Origin of the sequence: Micromonospora sp. KC606, assembly GCF_004348675.1 — a bacterium.
GTDB lineage: Bacteria > Actinomycetota > Actinomycetes > Mycobacteriales > Micromonosporaceae > Micromonospora.
Map to the genome: position 1 here is coordinate 20,901 of NZ_SMKN01000012.1, position 24,036 is coordinate 44,936.

18 protein-coding genes are annotated in these 24,036 nt (G+C 67.0%); 2 read left to right on the forward strand and 16 right to left on the reverse strand.

Going from position 1 to position 24,036, the window contains the following annotated elements:
- Positions 1-591: 591 nt before the first annotated feature.
- The 9 genes from E1193_RS04955 to E1193_RS04995 all read right to left on the reverse strand — a co-directional run bounded on the left by E1193_RS04955 (position 592) and on the right by E1193_RS04995 (position 8,571).
- On the reverse strand, positions 592-1,233 hold the full coding sequence (locus E1193_RS04955; protein ID WP_132180673.1) for a DUF4291 domain-containing protein: 642 nt from the start codon (positions 1,231-1,233) through the stop codon (positions 592-594).
- A 133-nt stretch (positions 1,234-1,366) separates the two neighbouring features.
- Complete coding sequence (locus tag E1193_RS04960; protein ID WP_207922572.1) at positions 1,367-1,870, reverse strand: hypothetical protein; 504 nt, start codon at positions 1,868-1,870, stop codon at positions 1,367-1,369.
- A 422-nt stretch (positions 1,871-2,292) separates the two neighbouring features.
- Positions 2,293-2,892 carry a hypothetical protein gene (locus tag E1193_RS04965; protein WP_132180677.1) on the reverse strand — a complete coding sequence of 200 codons (600 nt, stop codon included), beginning with the start codon at positions 2,890-2,892 and terminating at the stop codon, positions 2,293-2,295.
- A 120-nt stretch (positions 2,893-3,012) separates the two neighbouring features.
- On the reverse strand, positions 3,013-3,219 hold the full coding sequence (locus E1193_RS04970; protein WP_132180679.1) for a DUF6188 family protein: 207 nt from the start codon (positions 3,217-3,219) through the stop codon (positions 3,013-3,015).
- A gap of 25 nt (positions 3,220-3,244) precedes the next feature.
- Entirely contained in the window at positions 3,245-3,394 is a 150-nt protein-coding gene (locus E1193_RS04975; protein ID WP_243707296.1) for a DUF1877 family protein, read from the reverse strand.
- Positions 3,395-4,260: 866 nt separating this feature from the next.
- Positions 4,261-4,680 (reverse strand): Mov34/MPN/PAD-1 family protein, encoded by a 420-nt coding sequence (locus E1193_RS04980; protein ID WP_132180681.1) that lies wholly within the window; start codon positions 4,678-4,680, stop codon positions 4,261-4,263.
- A gap of 17 nt (positions 4,681-4,697) precedes the next feature.
- Positions 4,698-6,272: a ThiF family adenylyltransferase gene (locus E1193_RS04985; RefSeq protein ID WP_132180683.1), complete on the reverse strand. Its 1,575-nt coding sequence runs from the start codon at positions 6,270-6,272 to the stop codon at positions 4,698-4,700.
- A complete protein-coding gene (locus E1193_RS04990; protein WP_132180685.1) occupies positions 6,269-7,285 on the reverse strand; it encodes a nucleotidyltransferase in 1,017 nt (338 codons plus the stop codon). The genes E1193_RS04985 and E1193_RS04990 overlap by 4 nt, the downstream gene beginning before the upstream one ends.
- A gap of 203 nt (positions 7,286-7,488) precedes the next feature.
- Positions 7,489-8,571 carry an SAVED domain-containing protein gene (locus tag E1193_RS04995; RefSeq protein ID WP_132180687.1) on the reverse strand — a complete coding sequence of 361 codons (1,083 nt, stop codon included), beginning with the start codon at positions 8,569-8,571 and terminating at the stop codon, positions 7,489-7,491.
- Positions 8,572-9,657: 1,086 nt separating this feature from the next.
- On the opposite strand from E1193_RS04995, the gene E1193_RS05000 reads away from it, so the two are divergent.
- Positions 9,658-10,356 (forward strand): GIY-YIG nuclease family protein, encoded by a 699-nt coding sequence (locus tag E1193_RS05000; protein WP_243707293.1) that lies wholly within the window; start codon positions 9,658-9,660, stop codon positions 10,354-10,356.
- 90 nt (positions 10,357-10,446) lie between these two features.
- Here the strand turns inward: E1193_RS05000 and E1193_RS05005 are convergent, their stop codons facing one another.
- The 4 genes from E1193_RS05005 to E1193_RS05020 are packed head-to-tail and all read right to left on the reverse strand — an operon-like array spanning position 10,447 to position 17,874.
- Positions 10,447-13,350, reverse strand: coding sequence for a Z1 domain-containing protein (locus E1193_RS05005; protein ID WP_132180689.1), 2,904 nt, complete (start codon positions 13,348-13,350; stop codon positions 10,447-10,449).
- Entirely contained in the window at positions 13,347-14,336 is a 990-nt protein-coding gene (locus tag E1193_RS05010) for a PD-(D/E)XK motif protein (protein WP_132180691.1), read from the reverse strand. Before E1193_RS05010 ends, E1193_RS05005 begins: the two co-directional genes overlap by 4 nt.
- A complete protein-coding gene (locus E1193_RS05015) occupies positions 14,333-15,847 on the reverse strand; it encodes an ATP-binding protein (RefSeq protein WP_132180693.1) in 1,515 nt (504 codons plus the stop codon). The genes E1193_RS05010 and E1193_RS05015 overlap by 4 nt, the downstream gene beginning before the upstream one ends.
- Positions 15,848-15,888: 41 nt before the next feature.
- Positions 15,889-17,874 carry an AIPR family protein gene (locus E1193_RS05020; RefSeq protein ID WP_132180695.1) on the reverse strand — a complete coding sequence of 662 codons (1,986 nt, stop codon included), beginning with the start codon at positions 17,872-17,874 and terminating at the stop codon, positions 15,889-15,891.
- A 398-nt stretch (positions 17,875-18,272) separates the two neighbouring features.
- Between E1193_RS05020 and dcm the strand changes: the two genes are divergently transcribed.
- Positions 18,273-20,231, forward strand: coding sequence for a DNA cytosine methyltransferase (gene dcm, locus E1193_RS05025; protein ID WP_132180697.1), 1,959 nt, complete (start codon positions 18,273-18,275; stop codon positions 20,229-20,231).
- On the opposite strand, the gene E1193_RS05030 is transcribed toward dcm, so the two are convergent.
- The 3 genes from E1193_RS05030 to E1193_RS05040 form a co-directional block, all read right to left on the reverse strand.
- A complete protein-coding gene (locus tag E1193_RS05030; protein WP_132180699.1) occupies positions 20,221-21,537 on the reverse strand; it encodes an ATP-binding protein in 1,317 nt (438 codons plus the stop codon). The genes dcm and E1193_RS05030 overlap by 11 nt on opposite strands.
- Before the next feature lie 338 nt (positions 21,538-21,875).
- Positions 21,876-22,391 carry a very short patch repair endonuclease gene (locus E1193_RS05035; protein WP_132180701.1) on the reverse strand — a complete coding sequence of 172 codons (516 nt, stop codon included), beginning with the start codon at positions 22,389-22,391 and terminating at the stop codon, positions 21,876-21,878.
- A 652-nt stretch (positions 22,392-23,043) separates the two neighbouring features.
- Entirely contained in the window at positions 23,044-23,364 is a 321-nt protein-coding gene (locus tag E1193_RS05040) for a hypothetical protein (RefSeq protein WP_132180703.1), read from the reverse strand.
- Positions 23,365-24,036: the final 672 nt, after the last annotated feature.

Below are 24,036 nucleotides of genomic sequence, written 5' to 3' on the forward strand. Positions count from 1 at the left end.
GAGCATCTGGCGCCAGGGCGCTGCGGTCGCGTGGGCTCGCACCGTCCTCGTTACTCACATCGTGCCTGTGGTGGCGTCGCACCTGCGGCTTTGAGCAGCGCTTCCGTCTCGGAGTAGCCGCCTCGGACGGCCCATTCGAGGGGCGACAGTCCGCTGCCGCGGTCTTCGCGGAGGTTCGGATCTGCGCCCTGTTCGAGGAGTTCGCGACGGCGCCGTCGTGCCCCCACGCTGCGGCTCCCGTCAAGGGTGTCCCTTCCTCGCCGCGCCCGCTTTCGACATTCGGGTCCGCGCCGGCATCCAAGAGGATCCGCACCGCCGCACGCCCGTTCTGCACCGCTGCCAGATAGAGGGGCGTGGTGCCGTCACGGTCTGCCGCATTCGGGTCTGCCCCCGCACGCAACAGCGCAAGCACGGTCGGGAGATCGTCACGCAGCAGCGACTCCATCAGACGGGCGGTGAGCTTCTTGCGCTGTCGGACGTTCACCAGCATCAGAATAGACAGTCCCGGCTCTTCACGAGCATTCCAACGACGCGGCTCCCGGGCATCCGCTCATGCCACAACCGGGGCCGCGTCGGCCTGCAGAGCGGCCGTCACGTCCGTGCGGTTGCTCGGGCACTTTGCCGATGGGTGACGTCCGGGCGGGCATTGAGGCCGGCGGCGATCTGATCCGGCAGCGGGTAGACATCCTCGACAGGCAGTTGAGCTTCGGCCGCCTGTTCGTCGCCGCTGTGCAGAAGCTCGCGGACCCGGTGCACCATGGGGGTGATATCCGTGACGGCAACCATCCAATCGTCGACGTACCGGTCGACAGCCTCGCCGGACAACCCAACCTGCAGCGACCGGTACGGCAACGCCTTCAACTGCAGCGACCGTTCAGGATCCCACTGCACTCGTACGGGGCTGGTCTTCAGTTGCCGTGCCCAGGTCGTCTTGTCGCCGTGCAGGTCTCGCTCGTAGTGACTCAGGCAGGCTCGCGCCAGCGCCCACTCAAATCCCTCCCGCGTGATGTCGACGGACAGCACGCGCTCCTGCCCCGGCTTCATAGCCCAGCCGCAGCGGTACATCATCCACAGGAAAGACGGCTTGATCCACGTCATCCGGTCCCGCTTGAAGGGGGCCACGAATCGGCCGGCTGCCACCGCCGGCAACGCAATCTGCGGGGGATACGCCTGGTACACGGTGATGGTGTCCGCCGAGTAGCGGGCACGGATCTGACGGGCGGGAACGGACACACCCGATCTTCACCGATCGGGACTCGATTGCTCCACCGAGATTCCGCACCCTGTCGGCGCCCGTGGCTGCACCCGGATCTGCGCGAGGCGCTCGCCGTCGTCTGCCCCGACTGCCTCCGCCTGGGGTGGGGCACTACTGTGAGTATTCGGCGTGCAGTTCGGCGTACGGCCGACGCTGTTCAGGATGGCGCCTGGTTCTGCCCATGCCGATCTCGGCGCAGCAGTGCGTGCCCGGCGTGCGGGCGCGATGAGCCGGGCACTCCTCGGCCAGGGCGCGGACCTGGTCGGCCTCCAGTTCGAACGCCTCGCGGCTGCCGGTGAGCACCAACGTGTCGGCGGCGATGTCCCATCGAAGATGGTCGCGGAACTCCTGGTGCCAGGTTCGTCGGTGGTCGGCGATCGACCGCGACGGCCATGCGTGACTGGGTAGGACGATGGTGTGGGGCCTGCCGGTCCCCAACCGGGAACGGACCTGCTTCCACCGTGACGGCGGAAATGCGAGACGGTGGTGCAACAGCACCAGGTCGAGCAGGCGCCCCCAACCGTGATGGTCGGGGAGTTTCGCGCGGCGCAGGGGGAGGTAGACGATCGTGTGCGGCGACCGGGCAGCCAGGCCCCACGCCTGGGCGAACATCACCGCTGTTTCCTTGTCGAGGCAGAACTGGGCGCCGAGACGGCCCTCACAGAGACCGGCAAACCTCGGCGTTTCCGCCGGCCGCACGACTCGGTACTGATGGCACCCGAGCTGGACCGTACTGACCATCACCGGCCATCTGCGTCCGCCCAACCGCTGACCCACTCCAGCAGCACCCCTCGACCAGTCGTCGTCTCGCCTCCGGCGAGCATTGTCGCGGGACCGGCATGAAATGGCGACAGAGTTCCCGGACGACGTCGAACCCGTCCGTCTGATCTGGAGAGGCTGACGCTTGCTTCATCTTGTCGATTCGGCCTTCCCGGACCCGAGCCAAGATCGACTGCTCTCCTGCCGCGATCAGCGCAGCCGTCGGGCGCACAGAGCGAATGGGCCTGGGCTTCACGGTTCGGCGATCGTGGGGCCCATCAGATGACCCGTGCGGCGGTGGCTCGCCACGGGTGGTTCGGGTGCACGAGAGCCAGTGCGTCGACGAGCCACCGGCGCTGGTCGGCGTCGAGGAGCGGCAGCGTGCCGGCGAAGTCAACGCAGTCCTTGTCCCGGGAAGCCTTTGCCTTGAACAGGAGCGCCACCTCCGGTGCCAGGAACGGCAGTCCGCTCGCGTCGTGCCGTATCAGGTCGGCGTATCGGCGGCGGATCTGGGCGTCGCGGCGGCAGATCCACACGTCGCCGTCGTGTGGTTCGCGGAACACGTCGAAGCGCCAGCGACCGGCAGCCCGGTCCAGAGCCCACGTCTGGTGGCCTGCGGCGAGCGTGTCAGCGGACGCCGGTACCAGCGCCCCCGCGACGGGCACGTAGAAGTCGACCTCAGGGAACCGCTGCGCGATCTCGGCGAACTGCGCCCGGGGAACCGCGATCTCCACGTCATTGTGGTCACGGGTCTGCCGGCCCCGGAACAGGTCGAGCGCCCAGCCGGCCGCGATGCACCAGGGCGCCGGCACGCCGGCTAGGCGCTCCCCGAGCACCCTCGGATGCCACGGCTCCCATGCGTCGAGGTCCGGCACCACGGCTGCGACGCTACTACGCGGACGCCTCGCCCAGTCACGCCGAGACGCAACTGGCTCGATCACCATCGCCCGGACAAGCCGCCGTCCCTGGACCGGGTGTGCCCCGCCGTCGGCGTCTCACTACCAGCGGGTGACGCCGCCGCCGGGTACGGCCACGAGGCGGAACTCCCGTGACACCGGCGGCGGCGTGCCAGTGACAGTGAACGCCTCGTACTGATGGTCCGGCGCGACGGCCAGGACTGCTTCATCGGCGAAGGTCAGCGTCAGCCGACCGTCTTCACGGATCTCGGCGGCCGTGACCTTCGCCCGATGTAGGTCGAGCAACACCGCCAGACCTGCCGACGCCGAGGGGTCAAAATTCGAGCCCGTTCCATGCTTTGTCGGTGGCGGTCCAGCGTTCGGAGTTGTCGTCCCGCTCCGTGGCAAGGTGGTGGGCCCAGGCGAAATCGGTCCTGGCCTGCTCCAGTTCGTCCGGGGAAACGCGCAGCCAGTTGCCGTTCATGCTCACGGCGCCAGCCTAAATGCGGGCTACGACGCTTCTCCAGCAGCGGGCGAAGGGCTCCGGGCAACCCGACGGCGCACGGAGCTGCCACGATCCGCGCGTCGCGGTGCCTGCCGCAAGGCGACGGCCACCCCCGCGCGGCTTGCCGAGTCGAGTGTATGCCGCCGAGCGAGCACTTGATCTTGGGCTGATGTGCGCGGTGTGTGCTCTCCGGCCGGTGCCACCGTGGGTCAACCGGTGCCAGCGCGGGTCACCGTGGCCCGCCGCCGGTCGCAAACGGGGGTTCGTGTGCTCGGGGTGTGGTCCTGGGCTGGGAGAACAGGGGTGCGGGTGACGCGGGTCAACCTGGGCCACTCCCTGCCACCCCAGGTGAACCCCAAGGTCGCTAGACTAGGCACTCGCGCCCTCGTAGCTCAGGGGATAGAGCATCGGTTTCCTAAGACGACGCTCTATCTGTACCCGAAGGCTGACTACCTGCGGGTTCCTATGTTGTCTTCGTGTTAGTGGGTCGCACACGCGCGTTGCTGTGCTCGCTTGCCGAAGATCAGCAGAACGGGCGTAAGTCCTGCTCAGGCCGCGCTTCGGTCGGTTGGACGCGTCCTTATCAGATCCGGCAAAGTTGCCGCGCCGCGTCAGTCTACGGTGCTGCGAGAGCGTGGGCCAGCAGCGTGGCGAGTTTGGCTGCGGGGTGCCGGGTGGTGACGACCGACCCAGAGAACTCGGCCGATGAGGTATTGAGCAAGTCGGGGTGGCCGGCCCGGTTCCGCCGGCGAGGCCGGTGCGGGTGGCGTTGTGGAGGATGGCGCGGAGCTGGTCGTATTCGTTGCGGGGTGCGGCGGGGTGGTGGTTCTGGCGATGGGGAAAGCTCAGGCACTGACCTCGAGGACCGTCTGTGACCTGCCACGACGAGCCGCTCGTATGTCGAGGACGCCGCCGGAGCGGTGCACGATGAGCAGCAGCGGCTGGGGGTAGGCGCGGGAGGCGCTGCGAATGGATTTGAGGTCCTGCGCGCTTGCCTCACAGGGTGCCGGATGGCTGTGCCAGTCGCCGACATAACCCATCCAGGGGTGCCCGGCAGTGGCGATCGCCCGGTCGAGGGCCTCCTGGGCAAGGTTCTCGCGCCGGATCCACGAGGTGCCGGAGGCGGCCGGATCCACTACCTCGACGGCAGAACGGACGATCACCCTGTCGCTGTCCCACCACCCAAGAAGCAGACCGCCGGCCTCCAGCGGTGCGGCACGTCCGGCCGCTTGGTTGATGGTCTGACGAGCGTCAGAGTGAATCATCACTGGAACTGGGCCGGTCACAACGCCACCGGGACGGAAACGGCATCTGGTGTGAGCAGACCGAGCCGGTCGAAGGGCGGATCAGGCTGGGGCCGGCGAACGTCGGCCATAGTCGCCGGCAGGGCGCATTGGTGGGTTGCCTCGTCGATGATCATCCGGCAGGCGAGCTCGGCGGCGGCGATGACCGCCGCTGGTGGCGTCCGCGAGACAGGTTCACCGCACCCGGCCTCCCGTACTCCTGCGCGGACTGGTTCGCTGGCCAGGGCCGGTAGGTGTTGTTCTGCGCGACGCAGGGGGAAACGGTCAGCCCTGATGATGTCGCCCTTGCGCTGTACACAGGCGGAGATGACCGTGTGACCGGTCCACGCGCCGACGATGTCAGCGGCCGTCGCGAGCAGGCTGCTGGCACCGGCATGGGCGGTGGCGTCGAGCACCACGTTGTGGGCCTTGACCAGTTCGACGGCGTCGCCCAGCCGGATGACATCCTGGTTCCGCCACTCCACCTTGCCAACGTCGAACCCCGTGGCCGCCAGCCGGTCCATAACAGCGGTGACCTTGTACTTCCCGACGTCGCTACTGCCGGCGAGGTGCCGCACGACGTTGCCGGGACGCAGACGCTCACCGTCGATCAGAGTGAGACGGCGGACGCCGGAGCGGAACAGGATGTCGGCGGCGAAAGACCCGAGCGCGCCGGCGCCGACCACGGCGATCCGGACATCAGCCAGTTCCACAGCGGTGTTACCCGCGCGCATCGACCGGGTGGCCAGGCTGGTGTCGGCGCTTTCGCAGGCTGTGATCGACGGAACGGGGCCGCCGCGCTGTACGGCAACAGCCAGTGCCGCGCGGTGGCCGTTGCGGGAGTACCGCAGCAGGAGATAGCCGACGGCGCCGAGCGCGATCAGACGAGTGACTTCATCGGCACGTCCAAGAGCCTGCGCGAAATCGGCCCATTCTCGAGGTGGGGAGCTGACCTCCCCCAGGTCATCGATCCACGCGAGTCCACGGTCCTTTGGATGTAGCTGCTGAGGTCCTCGCAGCGCGATGACCCCCGGCCGCCGGTTGCCGGTCACCTCGATGGTGCGCGGTGTGGGCCCCGGTGCCGTCTTGTAGAGCCCGACTTCCCCGGTGAGCACGTCGGCGTCGTAAAGCACGAAAGTGTCGGCGTCCTGCACCAGGTACCGCTCGAGGTCGCAGACATCGTCGTCCGGCCAGCCGGCGGCCGTCTGCTTCAGCCAGTCTCGCACCCTATTCAGTAGAATCTGGGGTTCGCGCCATGGCGCGGCGTCGACCGAATGGGCACTGCCGTCCCAGAGGCAAAGGTTGCCGTGAAGCCCCGGCAGGGCAGGCCGATCGACGTGGAAGGTCAGCTCCATCGTTGTTCCGGGATCGAGCACCCGAACCGCTGGCGCGGCGAACGGAAACCGATCGGTCAGCTCCACCTCGATGCGCGCACGGACGAGGCCGTGGACCGGGTGCTGCCACGCCAGGTCGCCGCGTAGCCGATGCCCGTCGTCGCCGAAGCCGAGTTCCCCGAGGCGCGCACGCCAGGAGTCGGCTTCGGCGACGAGGTCGCTCTGCCAGGAGCTGCTCATGCGTAGCGGCCGCTCCCGGCCGGAACGGTGGACGCGCCCCGGGTCACCGCCGATGCCTGCTTCCTGGTGCCATCGGCGTTGCAGTACTCCGGTAGTGGGAAGACGTAGTCCTCGGTCGTGGTGTTCTTGGTTGTGCCGAGCAGCTCACGCCACTTCACCGCGGCCGGGCAGTCCTCCGCGTCCAGGGCGTCTTCGGCCAGCGTCGCCGCCTCGGCGATCCGGTCGGCCGCGGCAACCAGCTGCTCCGCTGTGGCCTTGGTTTTGATCTTCTTGCCTTCCAGCGTCGGGTCGTCGAGGCCCTCGTCGGCGACGTCCGCGAGCAGGTCGGCGATCTCGCGAAGCACGACGGTCAAGTACCCGGCGTACGTCGTCTCGTTCGGATTGACGTTGCTGAACGCGTGATACGTGAGAACCTCGAAGAAGTAGCCGCCGGGCTGGTCGTCGACCCAGACCCGGCGGATCTGACGGACGAGCTTGACCACGGGAACGTAGACCCCGCTGCCGGGATCGTCGTCGTAAAGCAGGTAGTCCTTGTTCGACTGTGTCGTCAGCTCGGCCATCTTGGTGGGGTTGGTCTCGACCCACCGGGCATTCCCGTCGTCCTCGATCTTCTCCGGGATCTCCCAGTGATCCCCGCACGGCCGGGCGATGACCACATCGACGGACAGATCGTAGTCCGGGAAGTCCACCATCACGGACCGGTGCTGGCGCGTGATCCGGCCGGGGAACGCCGCCTCCAGAACAGCCTCGACGTGGTCGAGGATCTTGCCGGGACGCAGGTCTTTACCGGCCTTGCTCAGCCGGGCGAACACGTCGACGTCCTTGACCCGACGGATCGACACGTGCCGGCCGTAGGAGCCGATCAGCAACGGATCGACCCCGAGTTTCACCAGAAGGTCGTCCGCCTCCAGCGCCGCCGTGACCTCGGCATGCGCCGACTGGGCGTTCTTGGCGTCCTCGGTCGGCTCGATGTTGCTCAGTGCCGTCTTGAAGTGGGTGGCCAGCGTGGCCATGCGCTCTCCGTTCCCTAGGCTGGCAGGTGCGCCTGGTACGGCCGCCGAGGGGGTGAGATCACGGCCAGTTCTACGACGCTGTGGGCGGCACCCGCATTCCCGAAAGCGCCGAGCACCGACGAGACGTTACGGCGCGGGTGCGACAACCTCGCCCCGCCAGCAGGACCGACCGCCAGCCTTGGGCGTACCGACGGAACGCCACGTCAGCCGTTCGGGGGAGCAGGGAACGGCTCGTAGACGTTCGCCACAGGGTTGAAGGTGTACGCCGTCCACTGCCCGGGGGTCGGCGCAGCCAGCCGGGCGCCGAGCGCCACAGCGATCGCTACCGGCCCGCTCAGAAAGATCGCGTGGTGACCCGTCCGCGCCTCGGCCGGCAGCGGCGCGGTGTCCCACGCGTTGCACGTCTGCGAGATGACCCCGTTGAACGTCTTCATGTTTTGCTTCAGCAGCCGGTTCTCGTTGCGAAGCAGCAGCAGCCACCCGATGCCGCGCTCACCACACGCCTTCACCACCGCGTCCCGGAACTGATCCCCGCGATTCTGCAGATCGAGCGCCAGCGCCACCTTCGTCATGTCGCCGCCATCGACCGCCTCCAGCCGCTCCACCGTGAGCGGGGCGGCTTTCACGTCCACCGCCCGCAGCGACGTCGCCGCGAAGAACGCCGGAGACCCCGTGTCCTGCCGAAGCTCATGCACGGCGACATGCTGGGCGTGCGTGTACCCCAGCCGCGCGCCCAACCAGAACGCCACGTGCAGCGGCATCGTGGGAATCACATTGACGTGGGCTGCGTCCGGAGCGAGCCGCTCCGCGATCGTCGTGGCCCGTAGCGTCTCCTCCGCCAGCAGATCAACCAGTTCACGATCACGAACGGGATCACCCGACAACTCGATCTCCGCCTTCAGCGTCACCGCCGCTGAACCCTGGCTGCACCGCTCCGCCTGTTGATTCCGCTGCTCGGCACGGGCCCGACCGCGATGGACATCCACTGCATTCACGATGATCCCCACCCGCAGCCCCATCCGAGCCCGGTGTCGCAGCCAGAAGCCGACCGCCATGACGATCAGACCCACGACGACGGCCACCACGAACCCCAGCCGGCCCGGCTTCTCACCGGTCATCAGCGACTTGCCCGCCTCCGTCAGAAACGTTCCGGCGACCAGGCCCCCCACCGCGATGACAGCCGATCCATCGGCCACCAACGCACGCAAGCCCTGCGCACCGACGGGCTGCTCGCCCGCGCCCACCACCGTCAAACGCGGTGTATCGGAACGCTCCACTGTTGTCACGAGGCCACCACCGTCACGAAGAGAAGGCCCGTCCTCGTGTGGAGGGAATCCACGATAATCTAGAGCGGGCAGTGCTCGTCAGCGTAGGACATGGGGAACAACCATCGGTCGGCACCGAGCACCGCCGACCGGCGCGGCGAGAACGCGTTGCGTAGGAGGTCGAGGTTCGCGCGACTGAACTTCACGCGGCGCCAACAGCTGTTGAGACCTCTGTTCACCGCTGCCCTCGTCGCCAGAGCGTGTAAAGAGTGACGACCGTGCCCGTGACCGCGACGAGACCCGTTTCTCCGGCCGTCATGTAGACGGCGGCTGCCAGCCCAAGCAGCCCCAACAGCGCTGTGAGCTCAATGACAAGTTCCGAGGTGCGACGGGGACGACTGTGGCTTCGGCTGGGGTGCTGAGCGGCGTCCGTGGACGGCTTGACTCTGACCATAGACGTACTAGAACATGAGCTATCGAAGTTCTCCACGCCTCGAACATCTTCGAACGAACGCGAACATCTGAAGAGGTCGAAGCTCATCTGGGCAGCGTTCTCTGGTGTTCGACGACGTTCATGTTCGTTCAGGGAAGGCAGGCTGGGCGTACATGACGGCGCACCCTGATCAAGATCCCATGCAACGGTTCGCCGCTGAGCTGAGAGCCTTCCGCCTCAGCTGTGGCCGCCCGAGCTTGCATGAGGTCAACAGGCTAGCCAAGAGGAATAACTCCTCCCTCGCGCCTTCGACCATGAGCACGATGCTCAACGGCAAGCGCCTCCCTGGCTGGCCCCTCGTTCAGACCTTCGTCCGGACCCTGCTCCAGATCCGCGATGCCGACACATCGTTAGGAAGCGACCATGATGAGGAGGTCCGAGAGTGGAAGCGGAAGTGGGTGACGGCCAGTCTCGGACCTGCCACTGACAAACGCTCGGGGAGCGCCGGGCCGCTAGGGCGACACATGACCGCCCCGTCAGTCGTAGCTCGCGAGCGCCAGAGTCGTGCAGCTGTTGAGCCGACCGAAGAGGTCCGGGATTCAGGGCCATCAGATCAGTTCGACGAGCGGGGGCCGTTGGTCATCCCTGCTCCCAGGCCGCGTCGCCTAGAGCTGTTGACACCGCAGGTCCGAGCTTTTCACGTCCTGCTGGACCAAGCCCTCAGCGAAAAGGACACCGACGGACGCGTCTGGGGAAACGCCCGTTTTGGGTGCTACGCGTTTTACGACCTCGACGGCGAGGTCCTCTATGTCGGCTCCGCGAGCGAAGGGCTGCGTACCCGTGTTCGCCGACATCTCACCGGACATCGGACGGATGCAGTTGCCACTCGCATTCTTGATGTGCACGAAGTGGCCGAATTGGAGCTATGGCCGATTTGGGCATTGGAAGAGGTAGGCCGGAGTGATCGGTTACGAGTGCAGAACGAGCTGCCAGGAATTGAGAGCGCCATTTACCGCCGGGCGGTGGCCGAGAACCAATTCGGACCCCCGCTGAACGAGGTAACTCCGGCCGACATGAATCCGGCGACTCTTCCCCCGTCCCGGCGTTTCGCTCTACTCGACGAAAGCATTAGGCAGGAGCGCAGCCATCCCGACGCTCGCCTTGCCCGCCGTGCCGAGAATCTGGCGCGTCTTGCCTCAACGGTGCTTGAGCGAGGTAGCGCCAATGACGGCATGAGGCGTGCACTTCTGATCCAAGCGGCGAGATTCACGGCACTCGCGGCTACGCACCTCGCCTATGTGCGCGGCTTGCCTAAGCCATATCCAGCCGTGCTCGATATCGCAGGTCTCCTCGATTCACCAGAGGTTGATTGATCCGGAACCCATCATGCCGTAACCGCCATTCCGGGCAGCGGCTTCCGTCGGCACTTCTCGGGACATCCCTACTCGGCGTATCAGCGGTTCTCACGGCGTATCGACGACCAGGGCGTAGGGGTTCGTCTTGTCCACTGTCACCCAATGCAATATCTTGCCGCCGGCTGGCACCGTGGAAGTTGGGGTGACCAGGTGGAACCCGATTGTGACCTCTTCGTCTTCGACGGCTTCGCCCTCACGTCCGGAGAGGTTGCCCTTCTCAACGGTCGGGTAGAGGATGATCGCTCCGGTGGAGGCGCCCCTGAGGGCGTCGGCGACGAGATCCGGGGTCGCTGTGTCTAAACCGGCAATCCTCATTGCTGCGTTCCGGTGTCGTTCCTCGCTGAACACTCGGAACGAGGCGCTGGACGAGGTGCGTTGGCGTTCGAAGATGCTGAAGGGCCCGTGTCCGGCGACGAGGCGTCGTGTGGTGGACCTCGTCTGCTGGGGCAGGAGCACGACCCACCGTGCGAGTTGGTCGTCGGTCAGGCGGCGCAGCCAGGCGAGTTCGGGTTGGAAGGTGTCGTCGGCCAGCCACTTAAGGTTGCCGAGCACAGCCAGAAGCACTGCGTGACTGACGATTGCCGCCCCCGCCTCGTAGGTGGTCTTGGCTCCCGGCACCACGAACCTGACGGACCGTTGGGCTGCGGCAGCGAGTAGCGGTTTCCACTGTTCGAGGTTGTGCTTAATCTTGGTTCCGACGGAGGGGAAGGCCACGGGTTCCATGGGCTGGCCGGGTGAGCTCTTCAGGACGAGCTTGGCGTTCCACATCTTGTTGCGGCCGGTGGGTCGCAGGTCCGGGCGGTGCTGGGCGATCAGAGGTGGGATCTGCCGGGGGGTCAGCTGGGGCCTGCCGTCGGCCGGGGCCGCGTACTGGCGTAGTTCGCGACGTAGAAAGTCCTCGTCGCGGCAGGCAGCCTCGAACATGTCGTGCAGGTCTTCGGTCGTGTAAAGACGAACCAGGTCTCGGAAGCCGTGCCGGAAGCCGAACCAGCGGCCCATCTGCATGAGGGTGTCGACCTGTGACGTCGCGCGTCGGTAGTAGGTCACCGTCAGCCCCTCCACGGTGAAGCCGCGGGCGAGCTTGTTACCACCGACCAGGATGCGCCAGATCTCTCGCTTGTCGAAGTCGAGACTCTCCTGCTGCCGCTCAAGGTCGGTGTCGCTGTTCACGACGATGACCGGGCTGCCGTCACGGTCAGCGGGGCTGATGAGCCCAAGCGCTGCGCCAATGTCGTCGCGCAGGTCGTCGAAGTCGGCGGGTGTAAGCAGTGCTGGTGCCTGTGCGCGGGACACGGGCAGGACGTCGGTGAGGTACAGCTCCCGCAACCGGGCCAAGCCGCTGGCTCGGTAGTAGCCGGCGGTGTTCCACAGGTGGCTGATCAGCTCGGCTGTCTGCCGGTGGGAGTCCTTGCCCATGGCTTCATGGACGAGCATGGTGTGGTGCCGGTAGGTGGTTCCGTGTCGTTGGCGGTAGAGCTTGACGGCGCCGGTGAGGACGAACATGTCCATTGCGCGGCGTAGCTCGCCGTCGTCGGGCTCGTCGCCGAGGTGCCGCACGTGTGCCCGTTCCTTGGAAGTTTCGAGAGGACGCTGCTTGACCGGCAGTTCGGAGTCGAAGTCGTGGAAGTCCTCCGCACCCATGTAGCCGTTAGGTCGCGGCAGGGAGATGAGGAAGTCGCGCGGGAAGATGTCCTCGACATCGGAGGGGTCGATGAACACGTTGGCGTACGGGGTGGCGGTGTAGCCGACGTACTGCGCGCGGGGCATCATCCGCAGCAGCTGGCCGATAAGCCGGTTTATCGCGGTGCGCTTCTTGCTGTCCTCCTTCCACTTCTTCGGGCTGACGGTGTTGACCGAGGCTTGGTCCGACTCGTCGTCGATGATGAGGACCGGCACCTCGCCGAGGCGGTCGCTGATGCGGCCTAGGTCCGCCACCAAGTCCTGAAGGACGCGCGCGTTCTTCTTGGCGACGACGAGACGGGCGTCGCTGGTGTGGAGGTTCACCGCGTCGTAGAACTTACGGTTCCGCTCGCGCCCCTTGAACTCGAGGGCAGAGAATCCCATCTGCAGCCCGCTGTAATCCCTGGCATGCTTGCTCAGGCGGTGGATGTCGGGGTAACCGGAGTCGGACGGTCTACCACCGTGGCGGACGAAGCGGTCGCGTTTCCAGTCGGGGTCGTCGTGGTACTCGTGAGCCTTCTGATCGTGGGGGGAAATTTCCCGCTCGATGTTTTCTCGGCCGCACAGCTCGATGTCGAGGCGCCGCTGGGTCTGGGCGCGCAGCATGTTGGTGGTGCCGGTAAGCACGATGACGAGCCGGTATCCGGCATCGATGGCCTTCGCCACGACGCCGGTGAAGTTGGCGGTTTTTCCGCTCTGGACGTAACCAACCACGAGCCCTTTGGCCTGGTACGCCACGGGGCGGGTCGGGTCGGACAGCCTACGAACAACCTCCTCGGTGGCCCTGTCCAAGTCGGCAACGGCCTTGGGGTTGCGCCATTTGTCGAGAAGGTAGCGGTGATAGTGCGCCCAGTAGAAGTTGCGTTCGGTACGCCGTTGGGGGGTGCGCCACTCCTCCCAGTCGTCGGCGATGACTATGAGACCGTCGGCGGACGCGTGAGGAAACAGGTCAGCGAAAAGGTTCGCGGTTGGCTCGTCGACGCCGAGTGCGGTGATCACCGCTGCGCGGCGTTCGGCGGTGTTGTGGCTGGTGCCACCGGTCCAAGGGGCGCTGCTTTGTTCGTGGTCCCACGCGGCAAGGGTGTGGGCGAACTGTTGGCGCAGGGCGTCCTCGGGGCCGGCGTCACGCAGATGCGCTTGGAGGGCGGACCCGTCGGCGATACCGAGGACGTCGCCACCCAGCATGACTGCCAGGGCATGCAACGGCTTTGGCCCGGGACGCTGCATGGCGTCAAGGGCTGCGCTGTAGGCGGTGGTCACGGTGTCGCTCATGGCAGCTCCCGTTGTCCCCTCGTGAGTGCGTCGGTGAGGATCTGCGGCGTCGGGTCACCGCTGCGTCCAGTGAGGTCAAGGCGGTAGCGGACGTCGGTCACGTGCGTGGCGTCGACGCCGGCCTCGGTCAGGAGACGGGGGGTGAGACGGGGGAACGTGCTGGTCACCTGGAATGCCTCGGGTGGGGTTCGTAGACGCCACCGGCGTTGGCAGGTGGCGGAGTAGCGGTCCCGCCAGCCGGAGCCGCGGAGCAGATCGTCGATTGCGGCGCGGTGGGCGGTGGACGACAGGTGAGCACGCACACCGGTGATGAGGTCCGGCAGGGTTCGACCCCCGCTGCCTGCTGCGGTGATCTGGAGGGAGACGAGCCAGAGTTGCCGTTCGCCGGTCTCTACCATTTGTGTCAGCGAGGAGATCCAGTGGGCGCGGCGTTCGGACACGGTGGTCTTGACCTCGACGTCGAGGTCCGGGAGCCCGAAGTCGTGCTCCTCGGCCTGTCCGCCGCGCCAGGATGCGAGGGCGGTGTCAGGACCGACCGTCTGGGTGAGGCCAGCGAACAGAAGCAGTTCCCCGACGAGCCCTGTCTCCTTCTCCTGGGAGAGGACGTCCTCGGTCTGCAGGAGGTGTCCGAGGCGGCGCAGGGTCTCGGTCAGCGCGGCGGTCATTGTCTGTTGGTCGAGTTGGACCCGGTCGGCGACGGCGCACAGCAAGGGATAAGCATCGACGAAGAGCCGGGGATCGGTGACGGCAACCTCGATCATCCGTTGCCCGTCGTGGTGCACGACGCGGACGCTGAGGTGCTCCAGCCCGGCTGGTACAACCTCGTGGGAGGTTGCGGGTCCGCGTAGCCCGACTCGCCTGGCGTGGGGGTCGACGAAGAGCACAAGTCGGGGTGACCCGGTGATCGGGTGGTCGATCGGGACACTGCTTCTCAGGTAGTCGCTGAAGCTGTCGGTGCTGAGGTGACGGTCTGCCGGTGTCATCATGAGCGGGCCTCGAAGGTGGACCTCTCTGCCTTGGCCGCGGTGGTGAGGACCTCCTGCCAGAGGTCGATGTTGTCCTTGTCGCGGGCGCCGAAGTGCGCACCCTCGAAGACGTTGCCGGCGAGCAGGAACAGCAGGGCCTTGAGAACTGGGGCGTCGTTGGCGCCGCCGCGTCGTCCGCCGAGCAGGGCTCGCCGGTACGCCTGGTTGAGCCACAGCGTCCTGGTTCCGCGGTCGAATTCGAGGAACGCGTCGGTGGTGAAGCGCTTCCACTGGATGTTGAGGGGTTCCTCGGGGAGTAGCGGCAACTCGTTGCGGACCTCACGGGACACCTTGGGGTGGAAACCCTTGCCGGGTGGTAGCACAGCCTTACGGCGTGCGGTGGTCCGTCGGTTGGCGTTGATCCATGCCGCCTCGGCGGCCTGGAGGTAGTCGGTGATCGTGGTGCCGTCGTGGGCGCGTGCCGTGGCGACGGCTTGGGCGAAGCGGGGCCCGGCCGACACGCGAGACTTCTCGGGGTTCATGACGAAGAGTCCGGTGGTGTCCCCGTCGATGTCGATACAGACCCGAGCAAGCTGGAGTCGGGGGTCGGAGGCGTGGATGCCCTCCCAGCCGCCGGCGTGCAGGAGTCGTCCACGGCGGTAGAAGTAGAGGCCCTGTCGGGCCTCCGCCCCGCCGGGCAGTCGGTACTCGGGGGAGTTGGAACGGCGCGGCCAGATGTGACAGCGCATCAGCAGATCGGTTCCGCTGGTCCGTACCCTCAGGTCCTTGGGCCAGCCGGGCAGTGTGTCGGGGTAGGCGAAGGGGTCGGTGGGTGCCACCGGGTGACGGACGCCGACGCCGAGCTGGATGTCCTCGACGTCTATGACGATTCGGATGTCGCGTTCGGTGAGGATGCGGTGGAAGGTCAGGCCCAGGTGTCCCTGCAGGTGTGAGATGGTGCGGCTGAGGAACTCGTCGACCTGCTCGGGGTCGTCGGACGAGGGTAGGCCGTGTACCTGGTCCCAACGGACGATGGTGCCTGACCCGCTGGTGGGGAGTTGCCAGTTGCGGTCGAGTTCGGCGGCGGCGAACGTACCGGCCACGATGTCGCAGGTGTAGTCGCGCTTGCCGGAGGCGAGTTTCCAGCGTCTTCCCACGGCTGCGTGTCCGGGTGCGCGGGACAGCACGGTGAGGCTGGCGGCCTGGCTGAACGAGGCTGCCTTGAGTCCGAGGCCGAAGTGCCCGAGGTCCTCGCCGGTGTAGTGGCGGTTACCACCGACGGTCATCGCCGCGTCGATGTGGTCGGGCTTGATGCCTCGGCCGTTGTCGACGACGTAGAGCCCAACCAGGCGGGTGCCGCGTTGGACGAATCGGACGAGGATGTCGGTGGCGCCGGCGTCGATGGAGTTGTCCACCAGGTCGGCGAGGGCGGTCTCCAGGGAGTGGTTGCGGCCCAGGGCGTCCATTGCCCGCGGGTCCGGCGGTAGCTGCACCGCTCCCTCGGTGGGGACCTCCTGAGACCAGACGGACATTTACGCTCCAGTGGGTGTGGCCGGTGTGACGGGCGGAACTGTCAGAAGCCGTTGACGGGACGGAATCCGTGGCGTCGGGCGTTGCGCATGGCCTCCAGCGCGCCGCGTAGGTGCTTGCCTGCGGGGTCCCAACCCTGGTGCAGGGCTTGGGCGACCTCGGTCGCCGACTGCCGTTGCTCGGGGCTGAGGATCCCTGTGGCAGCGCCCCAGGCGGTCAGGTCGCTCCAGTCAGCACCGGTGGTGCCCCGGACCAGTTGCAGGTCGTCGCCGTAGGTGTCGACGTCGGCGAGTTCCGTCTCCAGCTGTGGCGGGATAACCCAGTCCAGTTCGCGTACCGCAGTCCAGCACTCCGGTCGCTTGGTCCACTCGCCCACGTTGGTACGGCCCTCGGGCGGCGACGTGATGACCTTCTGCACAAGCGGGCACAGGTCGGTTATTGCGTCCTGCAGCGCGGGGGTGAGGTCCTGGTTGCGCCAGATGCGGTCGAGGTCGACCCTTTGGCTGGTCGCGTGGGCGAGTTTCGCGATGGTGTAGGTGACAATGTTGGCCTTGTACCCGCCGAAGTTCTGTCTGGCGACGAGTTTGTCGACCTTCCTGAACAGGATGGCCTTGGCCACCAGGTGTCGGCAGTACTGCTTGTCGACCACCGGTTGCTGCTCGTCCAGCCGCTGCGAGAACAGAGTGAAGTTCTTCTCCGCCCCGAGGCTGACCAGATGCGGTTCCATACTCCAGGAGTGCTCGAACTTGGCCAGGTCGGACTTGGTGAACTTCTGGGCTGACGGGTTGGCGGCCTTGAACACCTTCTGCCGGGCCGGTGTCCCCTCACGGGTGAGAGCGTTGGCGTACTGGCCGCGGGCTCGTTCGTAGAACCAGTGGGTGTCGTGCGGATGGGCGGGGCTGGGCGGCGCCCACAGGGTCCGCATGATCCGCTCGACATCGACGTGGAAGGCACTGTTCGCCTTCAGGTCCGAGGCGGTGACGCGGTTCTGGGTGTTGGAGTAGGCGGAGATCTGCGGGACGATGTCGTCGAGCCGGTCCGGTGAGACAACCGTCAGCTTCATCTGCACGTGCGCGGCACCGACGTCGACCTTGTTGCGGTGGGCGTGGTGGATGGTCGCGGTGGTCTGGCCTCCGTTGACGATCTGGAGGTTGTGGAGGCGGCGGATCACCCGCTGGCCGGACGCCGTGTCGTCGAACTCGACTTTCGAAGCGGTGGCTGCGATCCCGTTGTTGTAGGCGAGGAACCGCTCGGGATTGCTCTTCAGGGTGTCCAGGATCCCTCGATTGACCGCGCCGCGGACCTGCAGGAAGGAGCGCACGTTCAGCTCCAGCAACCGAGCCCCGTGGGCGGAGTACAGCTCGGCCAGTCCGCTGGCAGGCACGATGGCCAACAGAACCGAGTAGTCCTCGTCGGTCCGCGGAGTGGCCAGGCAGGGCAGCCCTTCCGGGAACTCCGCGACGATCGGCTCGGCTTTGCTTCCGGAGGTTGACCAGTTGGCCAGGCGTCGCAGGTCCCACAACTCGCGGCTGACGTGCCGGCCCTCGAACAGCATCGGCGCGATGCTGTCGCGGACCACGCTGCGAGCGTTGGTGACCAGCACCAGACGCACCGACTCGACCCGACCGAATCTCTCGCTGACGGTGGCACACATACCCGCCACGTCTGAGGAACGGTCACGTCTGGTCAGGGTGCCGCCGACACAGCGGGACAGGAAGTTCTCCAAGCGCCTGAACGCCGCATCGACCTCGACACGGCCGATCTTGTGGTCGTCGTCGGCGCGGGGGCTGTAGTGGGTAAGAAACAGGTCCAGCGACCGGTCGTCAGATGCGGCACCGTAGCCGCTGACCTCGACACCGTGGTCCTTGAAGTGCACCGCCACGGCATCCTCGGTGTGTCCGTCGGCGGCCAGCTGGTCGAGCATCAGCTGGGTGAAGGCTTCCTGAAGGTCGCAACCCTCGATCTCAGCCTGGGTCCTGACGTCCTCGATGAGACCGTGCGCGTAGTCGCTGACGTCCGACTCAGCCACGCGCACCCCTGTGCCGCAGGACACGGGTACGGCACAGCGGGCCGCACATCCCGGGCGGACTTGTGAGGGGCATGCAGTTCTCCGGGGGATCGTTCGGCATGTCGGGTGACGGTACGCGCCGACTCGGTCGCTGATGGCACCAACTCTCCCTGATGAGGACAGGACCGACAAGACCCACCGGGCTGAGTCTTGATCACCACATCGGTCCTGTTCATCACCGCATCGGCCCTGTTCCGGGTCGGTCGAACCACCTGTGGCGCGACCGGAGCCCGAGGAGTCTCGTGCGCTCCCGTCAGGCGGACGATCCGTCGTGACGACGCGGGGGCGGCCGACGCGCGGCGTCGGACCGCAGAGGTAACCTGCGCAGTGCGTTCTGACTGATCGGGGAGGTGACGCGGGTGACGGACGATGCCGTCGAACGGCGTCGGGCGGGTTACGGCGTCAAGCTCGTGCGTGGCCCGTTCGTACGCCTGGCGCCACACCCTGAGGCGTGCAAGGACGACGCCGAGTTCCTCCGCTTCGCGGCGGCGTGCCGTGAGCGGGGCGAGCGGCTGGCGGCGGACCTGTTCAGCGGTGCTGGCGGCCTGAGCCTGGGCCTCACCCAGGCAGGGTTTCGTGTGGTCCTGTCGGCCGACCGCGACCCCGAGTCCGTCGAGACGCACCGACACCACTACCCGGGCCTCACCCTCGACTGCGACCTCGGAGAGTCCGCCAACGTCAGGCGGATCGCCGCCCTGGTCAAGGAGGCGGGGATCGAGCTGCTGGCCGGCGGCCCGCCGTGCCAACCCTTCTCCCGGGCGGGCCGCTCACTGATCCGTCACCAGGTCCGCCACGGCCTTCGCCCGGCGCACGACGAACGCCGGGACCTTTGGCGCTCGTTCCTGGAGGTCATCCAGCTGGCACGACCCGCCGCCGTGATCATGGAAAACGTTCCCGACATGGCGCTCGACCGGGAGATGTTCATCCTCCGCACTATGGTGCACGAGTTGGAGTCGATCGGTTACGCGGTCGAGGAACGGGTCGTCGACACCCTGCGCTACGGCGTACCCCAGTTCCGCCAACGGTTGATCCTGGTCGCGCTACGGGACGGGATCGCCTTCGACTGGCCGCAGGAGGTACCCGACCGGGTCTCGGTGTGGAACGCGATCAGCGACCTACCCGAGGTCGAGGGCGGCTGGAGGCCGGAGGGCGGCGCGGACGGCTGGTCCGACTACGCCGGTCCCAGATTCGCCTTCCAGAAGCAGATGCGTCAGGGTGTTGCACCGGCGGACACGGGCAAGGTCTTCGACCACATCACCCGACCGGTACGTGAGGATGACCTGCGCGCCTTCGACATGATGGACGCCGGCACCCGATACTCGGACCTACCGGAGGACGTCAAGCGCTACCGCGACGACATCTTCGATGACAAGTACAAGCGCCTGAGCGAGGACACCTACTCCCGCACCATCACCGCGCACATCGCCAAGGACGGCTACTGGTATATCCATCCCCGACAGGACCGCACACTGACTGTGCGTGAGGCCGCGCGGCTGCAGACCTTCCCCGACTGGTTCCGCTTCGCCGGCCCACCCTCGGCGGCGTTCCGCCAGATCGGCAACGCCGTACCCCCGGCGCTCGGCACCCAGCTCGGGCGCGCCGTGATGACGGCGCTGGATACCCGAAGGCCAGTTCCCTACCGTAGCCGCGACATAGCCCGGGCCCTTGCCACCTGGTTCGACGACCTCGGTGAGCCGGCCCTCCCGTGGCTACACGCTCGGACACGGTGGCAGGTCATCTCCGCCGAGATGCTCCTCGACCGGGCAGCACCGGAGCAGGTCCGAATCCTCTGGTCACTGCTCGAACGGTGGGCGCAGCCGCAGGACACCGTTGACGCCGGCGACGAACTTCTCGAGATCGGGCGGTGGATCAACCGCGAGCACCGCGCCGAGCGGCTGCTCGAACTGGCGCGCACCCTGACGTCGCAACCGGACCTGCTCGACGATGACAAGATCCACACCCTCCGCGGGGTCGATGCCTCGATCATCGACCTTGCCGTCCTCGCGATCCCGACCCGAGACGAGGACGACGCGGAGGAACCCGTGCTCATCACCAAGGGCACCCACCGCGTCGCCGCCCGGTTCACCGGGGAGCACGTCGAACGCAGCCACAGGATGACCGCCGGGCGTCTGGCCGTCGCCCGGATGATCGGCGATGACACCGACGCGCGGCGAGCGCACATGGGCCTGATCGAGCTGGCCACCTCCGTCTGCCGCCCCACCGCCCCCGCCTGTCCCCGCTGCCCGCTGAACGAGGCATGCAGCGACGCAGCCAAAAGGGGCAGTCGGCTCGGACGACAAACGGCGGTCAGTCCCTGAAGCCGAGCGCGGCGGCGACGTCAGGGGCCTCTGCCCGCAACGTCTCACCGATGCGCTGCAGGGCCGCGTACTCCCCGGCACGCATAGCAGCGGCGCGCAACGCCAAGCCGACAACCGGCATGGGCGGCGTCGCCCCCGACGCCTCGCCGCGAGACAGGGCGGCCAACTGCTCAGAGGTCACATTCGGGCCCTCAGAGGCACTGCGCGAGTTCTTGCGGTAGGCGTCGTCCGCACGCATACACAGCTCGTGCACCGGGCGTTCGATCAGCTGACGCAGCTGCGGTGGCATCGCCACCCTGATCTTCGCCACGTTGATGTTGAACACCACGTCGAGGTCCGTGTCGAAGTCCAGTGCCACCCGCGCGAGCTTGGTGTGCTCGTCAATGCCCCGCATCCCGTTCCAGCCGCCCCACTGGACCAACCGCTGGGCGCGATAGACATACAAACCCTGCTGACGGTTCCAGTTCAGCGGGCCCGACAGCCGCTCGAACTCCGCCTGCGACGTGAACTGATCGCGAGACGGCAGAACGTACCGCTGCAGCCCTACCGTACCGGTAGCCTCACCAACGGTGACCTCGAAGCGCAGCGGAGGGAGTACCTCCCGTGCCGGCTCGTCCGGGGCGAACGGATTCCACGGCCGAACCTTCTCGCCGTTGACGGTGATCACGAGGCCATCACCGACCTCGCCCTCGAGGAAGCGGTGGAAAACCGTACCCAGGTGATCGGCAGTCTTGCTCGCCAACGCCTCCAACCGGCGACGCGCCCAACCGCCCTCCGGCCTACGCTCCGGCAGGACCCGGTCAAGTCCGCGCCAGAGCACCACAGTCCCCCCTGTGTCCGCCACCGTCTCGCAGGCCTTGACGACCTGCTCGTCGTTCGCCGGTTCGGCGACGACCCAGTCATCCATCTCGGCGATGAGATCGAGATCGATCATCCGCGACACGGTGCGGGCCGTGGCCGCCCTCCTGCGACTGACCACCGTCAGGGACCGGCACTGCGACAAGGATGCGGTTTTCAGCCCCAGCCCGTACCGACCCAGGTCTCCACGGCCGTAGTCGCGCCGACTGCCGTAGCGCAGTGCCTCCAAGAGACCATTGGCGCTCATTCCCTCGCCGTCGTCCGCGATCATCACCCACGAGTCGGAACCGTCGAACACAACTTCGATCTCGACCCGACTCGCGCCGGCGGCGACGCTGTTGTCCACGACGTCGGCTACTGCGGTCGGGAAGTCGTAACCGATGTCGCGCAGCGAGTCGGTCAACCGCGCGGCCGATGGCGCCACGCTGTACAGGTTCCGAGCGCTCACGACGACTCCTCCGTTCGAAAACGACGACGGGGACCAGGATGTCATACTCCTGCGCACCCCATCCTGCGGGACGCACACGTGTGGGCCAGCGATCAGTCTTCTGCCTCAAGAACCGCCGACACACGCGTCAGGTGGGCGGATCTGGATGAGGCGCCGAGGCTCACCCACTCCGACGACAGGAGCGTCTAGCGTTCCAGACGCCTAGGTATCGTTCCGCCCGACACGCCAGCGACACTAGAACATAGGTACGACGAAGCCCGCTCATTCACGACCGGTCGTCGCTTGACGGCAACGCTGCGCAACGTTCGAAGAGGGGCGACGCCAAGACCACCCGGAAGTCAGGGATCTCGTCGGCGGCTGCCCGGCGAACCGGGCGCGGGGGTGATGTCCGCGGTCAACGGGCCGCGTACCTCGACGGCAACCCGGCTTGCCGCCTCCCCGACCTCTCGACGCACCTCACATTCCCACACTCTGACAACGCGCCAACCGGCCTCGCTCAGCTCGTTGTCAATCCGTTGATCACGAGCCTGGTTCGTCGCGATCTTCGTTGCCCATCTGTCCGCGTTGGGGCCACGGAATCGCGACGGTCCGTGCTGCGGGCACCCGTGCCAGAAGCATCCGTTGACGAATACCGCGACGCGTGGACCGGGAAACACCAGGTCCGGTCGGCTGCGGTTGAACAGGGTTCGTCCGAGGCGGAATCGGAGACCGAGGGCGTGCACGGCACGGCGCAGCGCCATCTCGGGCACTGTGTTGCGTGTGCGCCGTCCTCGCAGGTGAGATCCCTGGGCTGTGGCCACCCATGTATGGGAGCCGTCGTTCGGCGGGGAGCTGCCACCGCTGGAATTCGTCATCGCACACCTCGACGGGGGGCACTCACCGGCGGCCACCGTTCGCCTTTTCTGCCAGGCAGCCCTCGTGTTCTGAGTACTGAAAGCAGTCGATTGACCCGCGGCCTACTCCGGGTCGGGCGCCGCGGTCCTCAACGCTGACCGATGTACCTCTGGCAGGTATCGAACCTGAACTCTGGATCTCCACGCCTCCCAACGTTCCGTCGCGGGCCCTCCGCCACCCGAGATTGTCGAACACGCCCTCCGCACCGCACCACTCGAGGTACCAGCTCGGGCTTGTGGCCGGCTGGCGACGTCGAGACGACGGCGGCGGTGGTAGTCCGCCGCGACGCTGGCGCTACCACCTGTTAGGCGAGAATCAGCCTGTGATGGCCCACCCGACCTGATCACGACTGGCTGCTGCTAGCTGTGCGGCGTAGACAGCGGCAGGGCCGAGTCGATGGCCATCGAGTCTGAAGCGGGACGAAGAGGTGCGTGGCGGCGACCTGAAGCCAAGCCTTGAGAGGCCGCCATCCATGGCGAATGGTCCAAGCCCGTATCCATGTCGCTGGTGCAGCGCGCCACTGCGGCGCTCCGTTCGGAGGCAGTCGTCGGTTCTACGCAGCGTAGGCAGCCGGGCCGGGTCGTCGGGGCACCTGCCGTGGCGGGAGATCTGCTACCGGCTGTGTGGGTGCAGTGGTCGCGAACCACCGCGAAATCTTGCCGGTCGGTGGGTGGTCACGGCGGCGCGTCCCCGCGCGCCTTGCGGCGCGGGTGGGGTGGCGGTCGGGCGTGCCTGTTGGGCGAGGTTTATGGCGTGGCGGGCGGTGCGCGCGGCGGGACACATGCCGCGGTAGTTGACGCACTGTAGGTTGCGGCAGTTGCCGTCGCGATCGGGTTGGTGGGCGGCGGTGACGTCGAGGGCGAGCCGCCACAAGAGTGGGTTGATCACTTCGTCGGGTATCGCGGCGGTCAGGCTGAGGCGTTCACGGGACATAGCGGGACTCCTTCTGTCGGTCGTGTTCGCCGTCCGCCGGAACGAGTGGCGGGCGGCGGACCTGATCGACGCTCACCTTTGCCTGAAGGTCAAGTCCTCCGTCCGCTCGTGGCCGTGAGGTGTGGGGATGCGGCGCAGTGTGATGGCGCTCAGGCTGCCGGCGACGCGTTCGTAGCGGTGTGGCCTATTCGGCGGCAGGGCGTGGCCCAGACGGTGGGGCCTCGCCTGCGGCGTACGTGTGAGCGCGGATGGCGGCCAGCCGCCTGTCGAGCGTGGCGACCTGATGGTGTTGCTCGTCGTCGGTGGTAGGAACTCGCTGAAGATTGATTGCCGGCTTCCACCCGCCGGAGTCGGCGGCGGGTCGGCGTGCGGTGGCGGACCGCGGACGGAACCACCGACTTCGTGCTTGATATCGATCGCGCCTGGCAGGTGGTCGAGGAGTTTGTTCGCACCGGTGATCCTGCTTGCGCGGGAGATTGGTTCGAGCTGTAGCGATACGCGGCGTGGCTCCGCCGTGCCGACTGTCTGGCGGCGGCCGAGCGGATCGGTTCGGAACCCGGGGAGGGGGAGCGGTTCGGGAGCAGCGAGTTGCCCTGAACGGCCTTGACCTGCGTCCAACGGCACCAAACCCTCAACTGCACCCACTCCTACCTGCGGCTCCACGTTTCCGCA

Bases quoted from the DNA above. Each gene is read 5' to 3' on its own strand.
- E1193_RS05015 (WP_132180693.1), bottom strand. From the start codon at position 15,847: ATGTCCGTCTGGTCTCAGGAGGTCCCCACCGAGGGAGCGGTGCAGCTA.
- E1193_RS04980 (WP_132180681.1), bottom strand. From the start codon at position 4,680: ATGATTCACTCTGACGCTCGTCAGACCATCAACCAAGCGGCCGGACGT.
- E1193_RS05035 (WP_132180701.1), bottom strand. From the start codon at position 22,391: ATGACGAATTCCAGCGGTGGCAGCTCCCCGCCGAACGACGGCTCCCAT.
- E1193_RS04985 (WP_132180683.1), bottom strand. From the start codon at position 6,272: ATGAGCAGCTCCTGGCAGAGCGACCTCGTCGCCGAAGCCGACTCCTGG.
- E1193_RS04975 (WP_243707296.1), bottom strand. From the start codon at position 3,394: ATGAACGGCAACTGGCTGCGCGTTTCCCCGGACGAACTGGAGCAGGCC.
- E1193_RS05005 (WP_132180689.1), bottom strand. From the start codon at position 13,350: ATGAGCGACACCGTGACCACCGCCTACAGCGCAGCCCTTGACGCCATG.
- E1193_RS05010 (WP_132180691.1), bottom strand. From the start codon at position 14,336: ATGATGACACCGGCAGACCGTCACCTCAGCACCGACAGCTTCAGCGAC.
- E1193_RS05040 (WP_132180703.1), bottom strand. From the start codon at position 23,364: ATGTCCCGTGAACGCCTCAGCCTGACCGCCGCGATACCCGACGAAGTG.
- E1193_RS04990 (WP_132180685.1), bottom strand. From the start codon at position 7,285: ATGGCCACGCTGGCCACCCACTTCAAGACGGCACTGAGCAACATCGAG.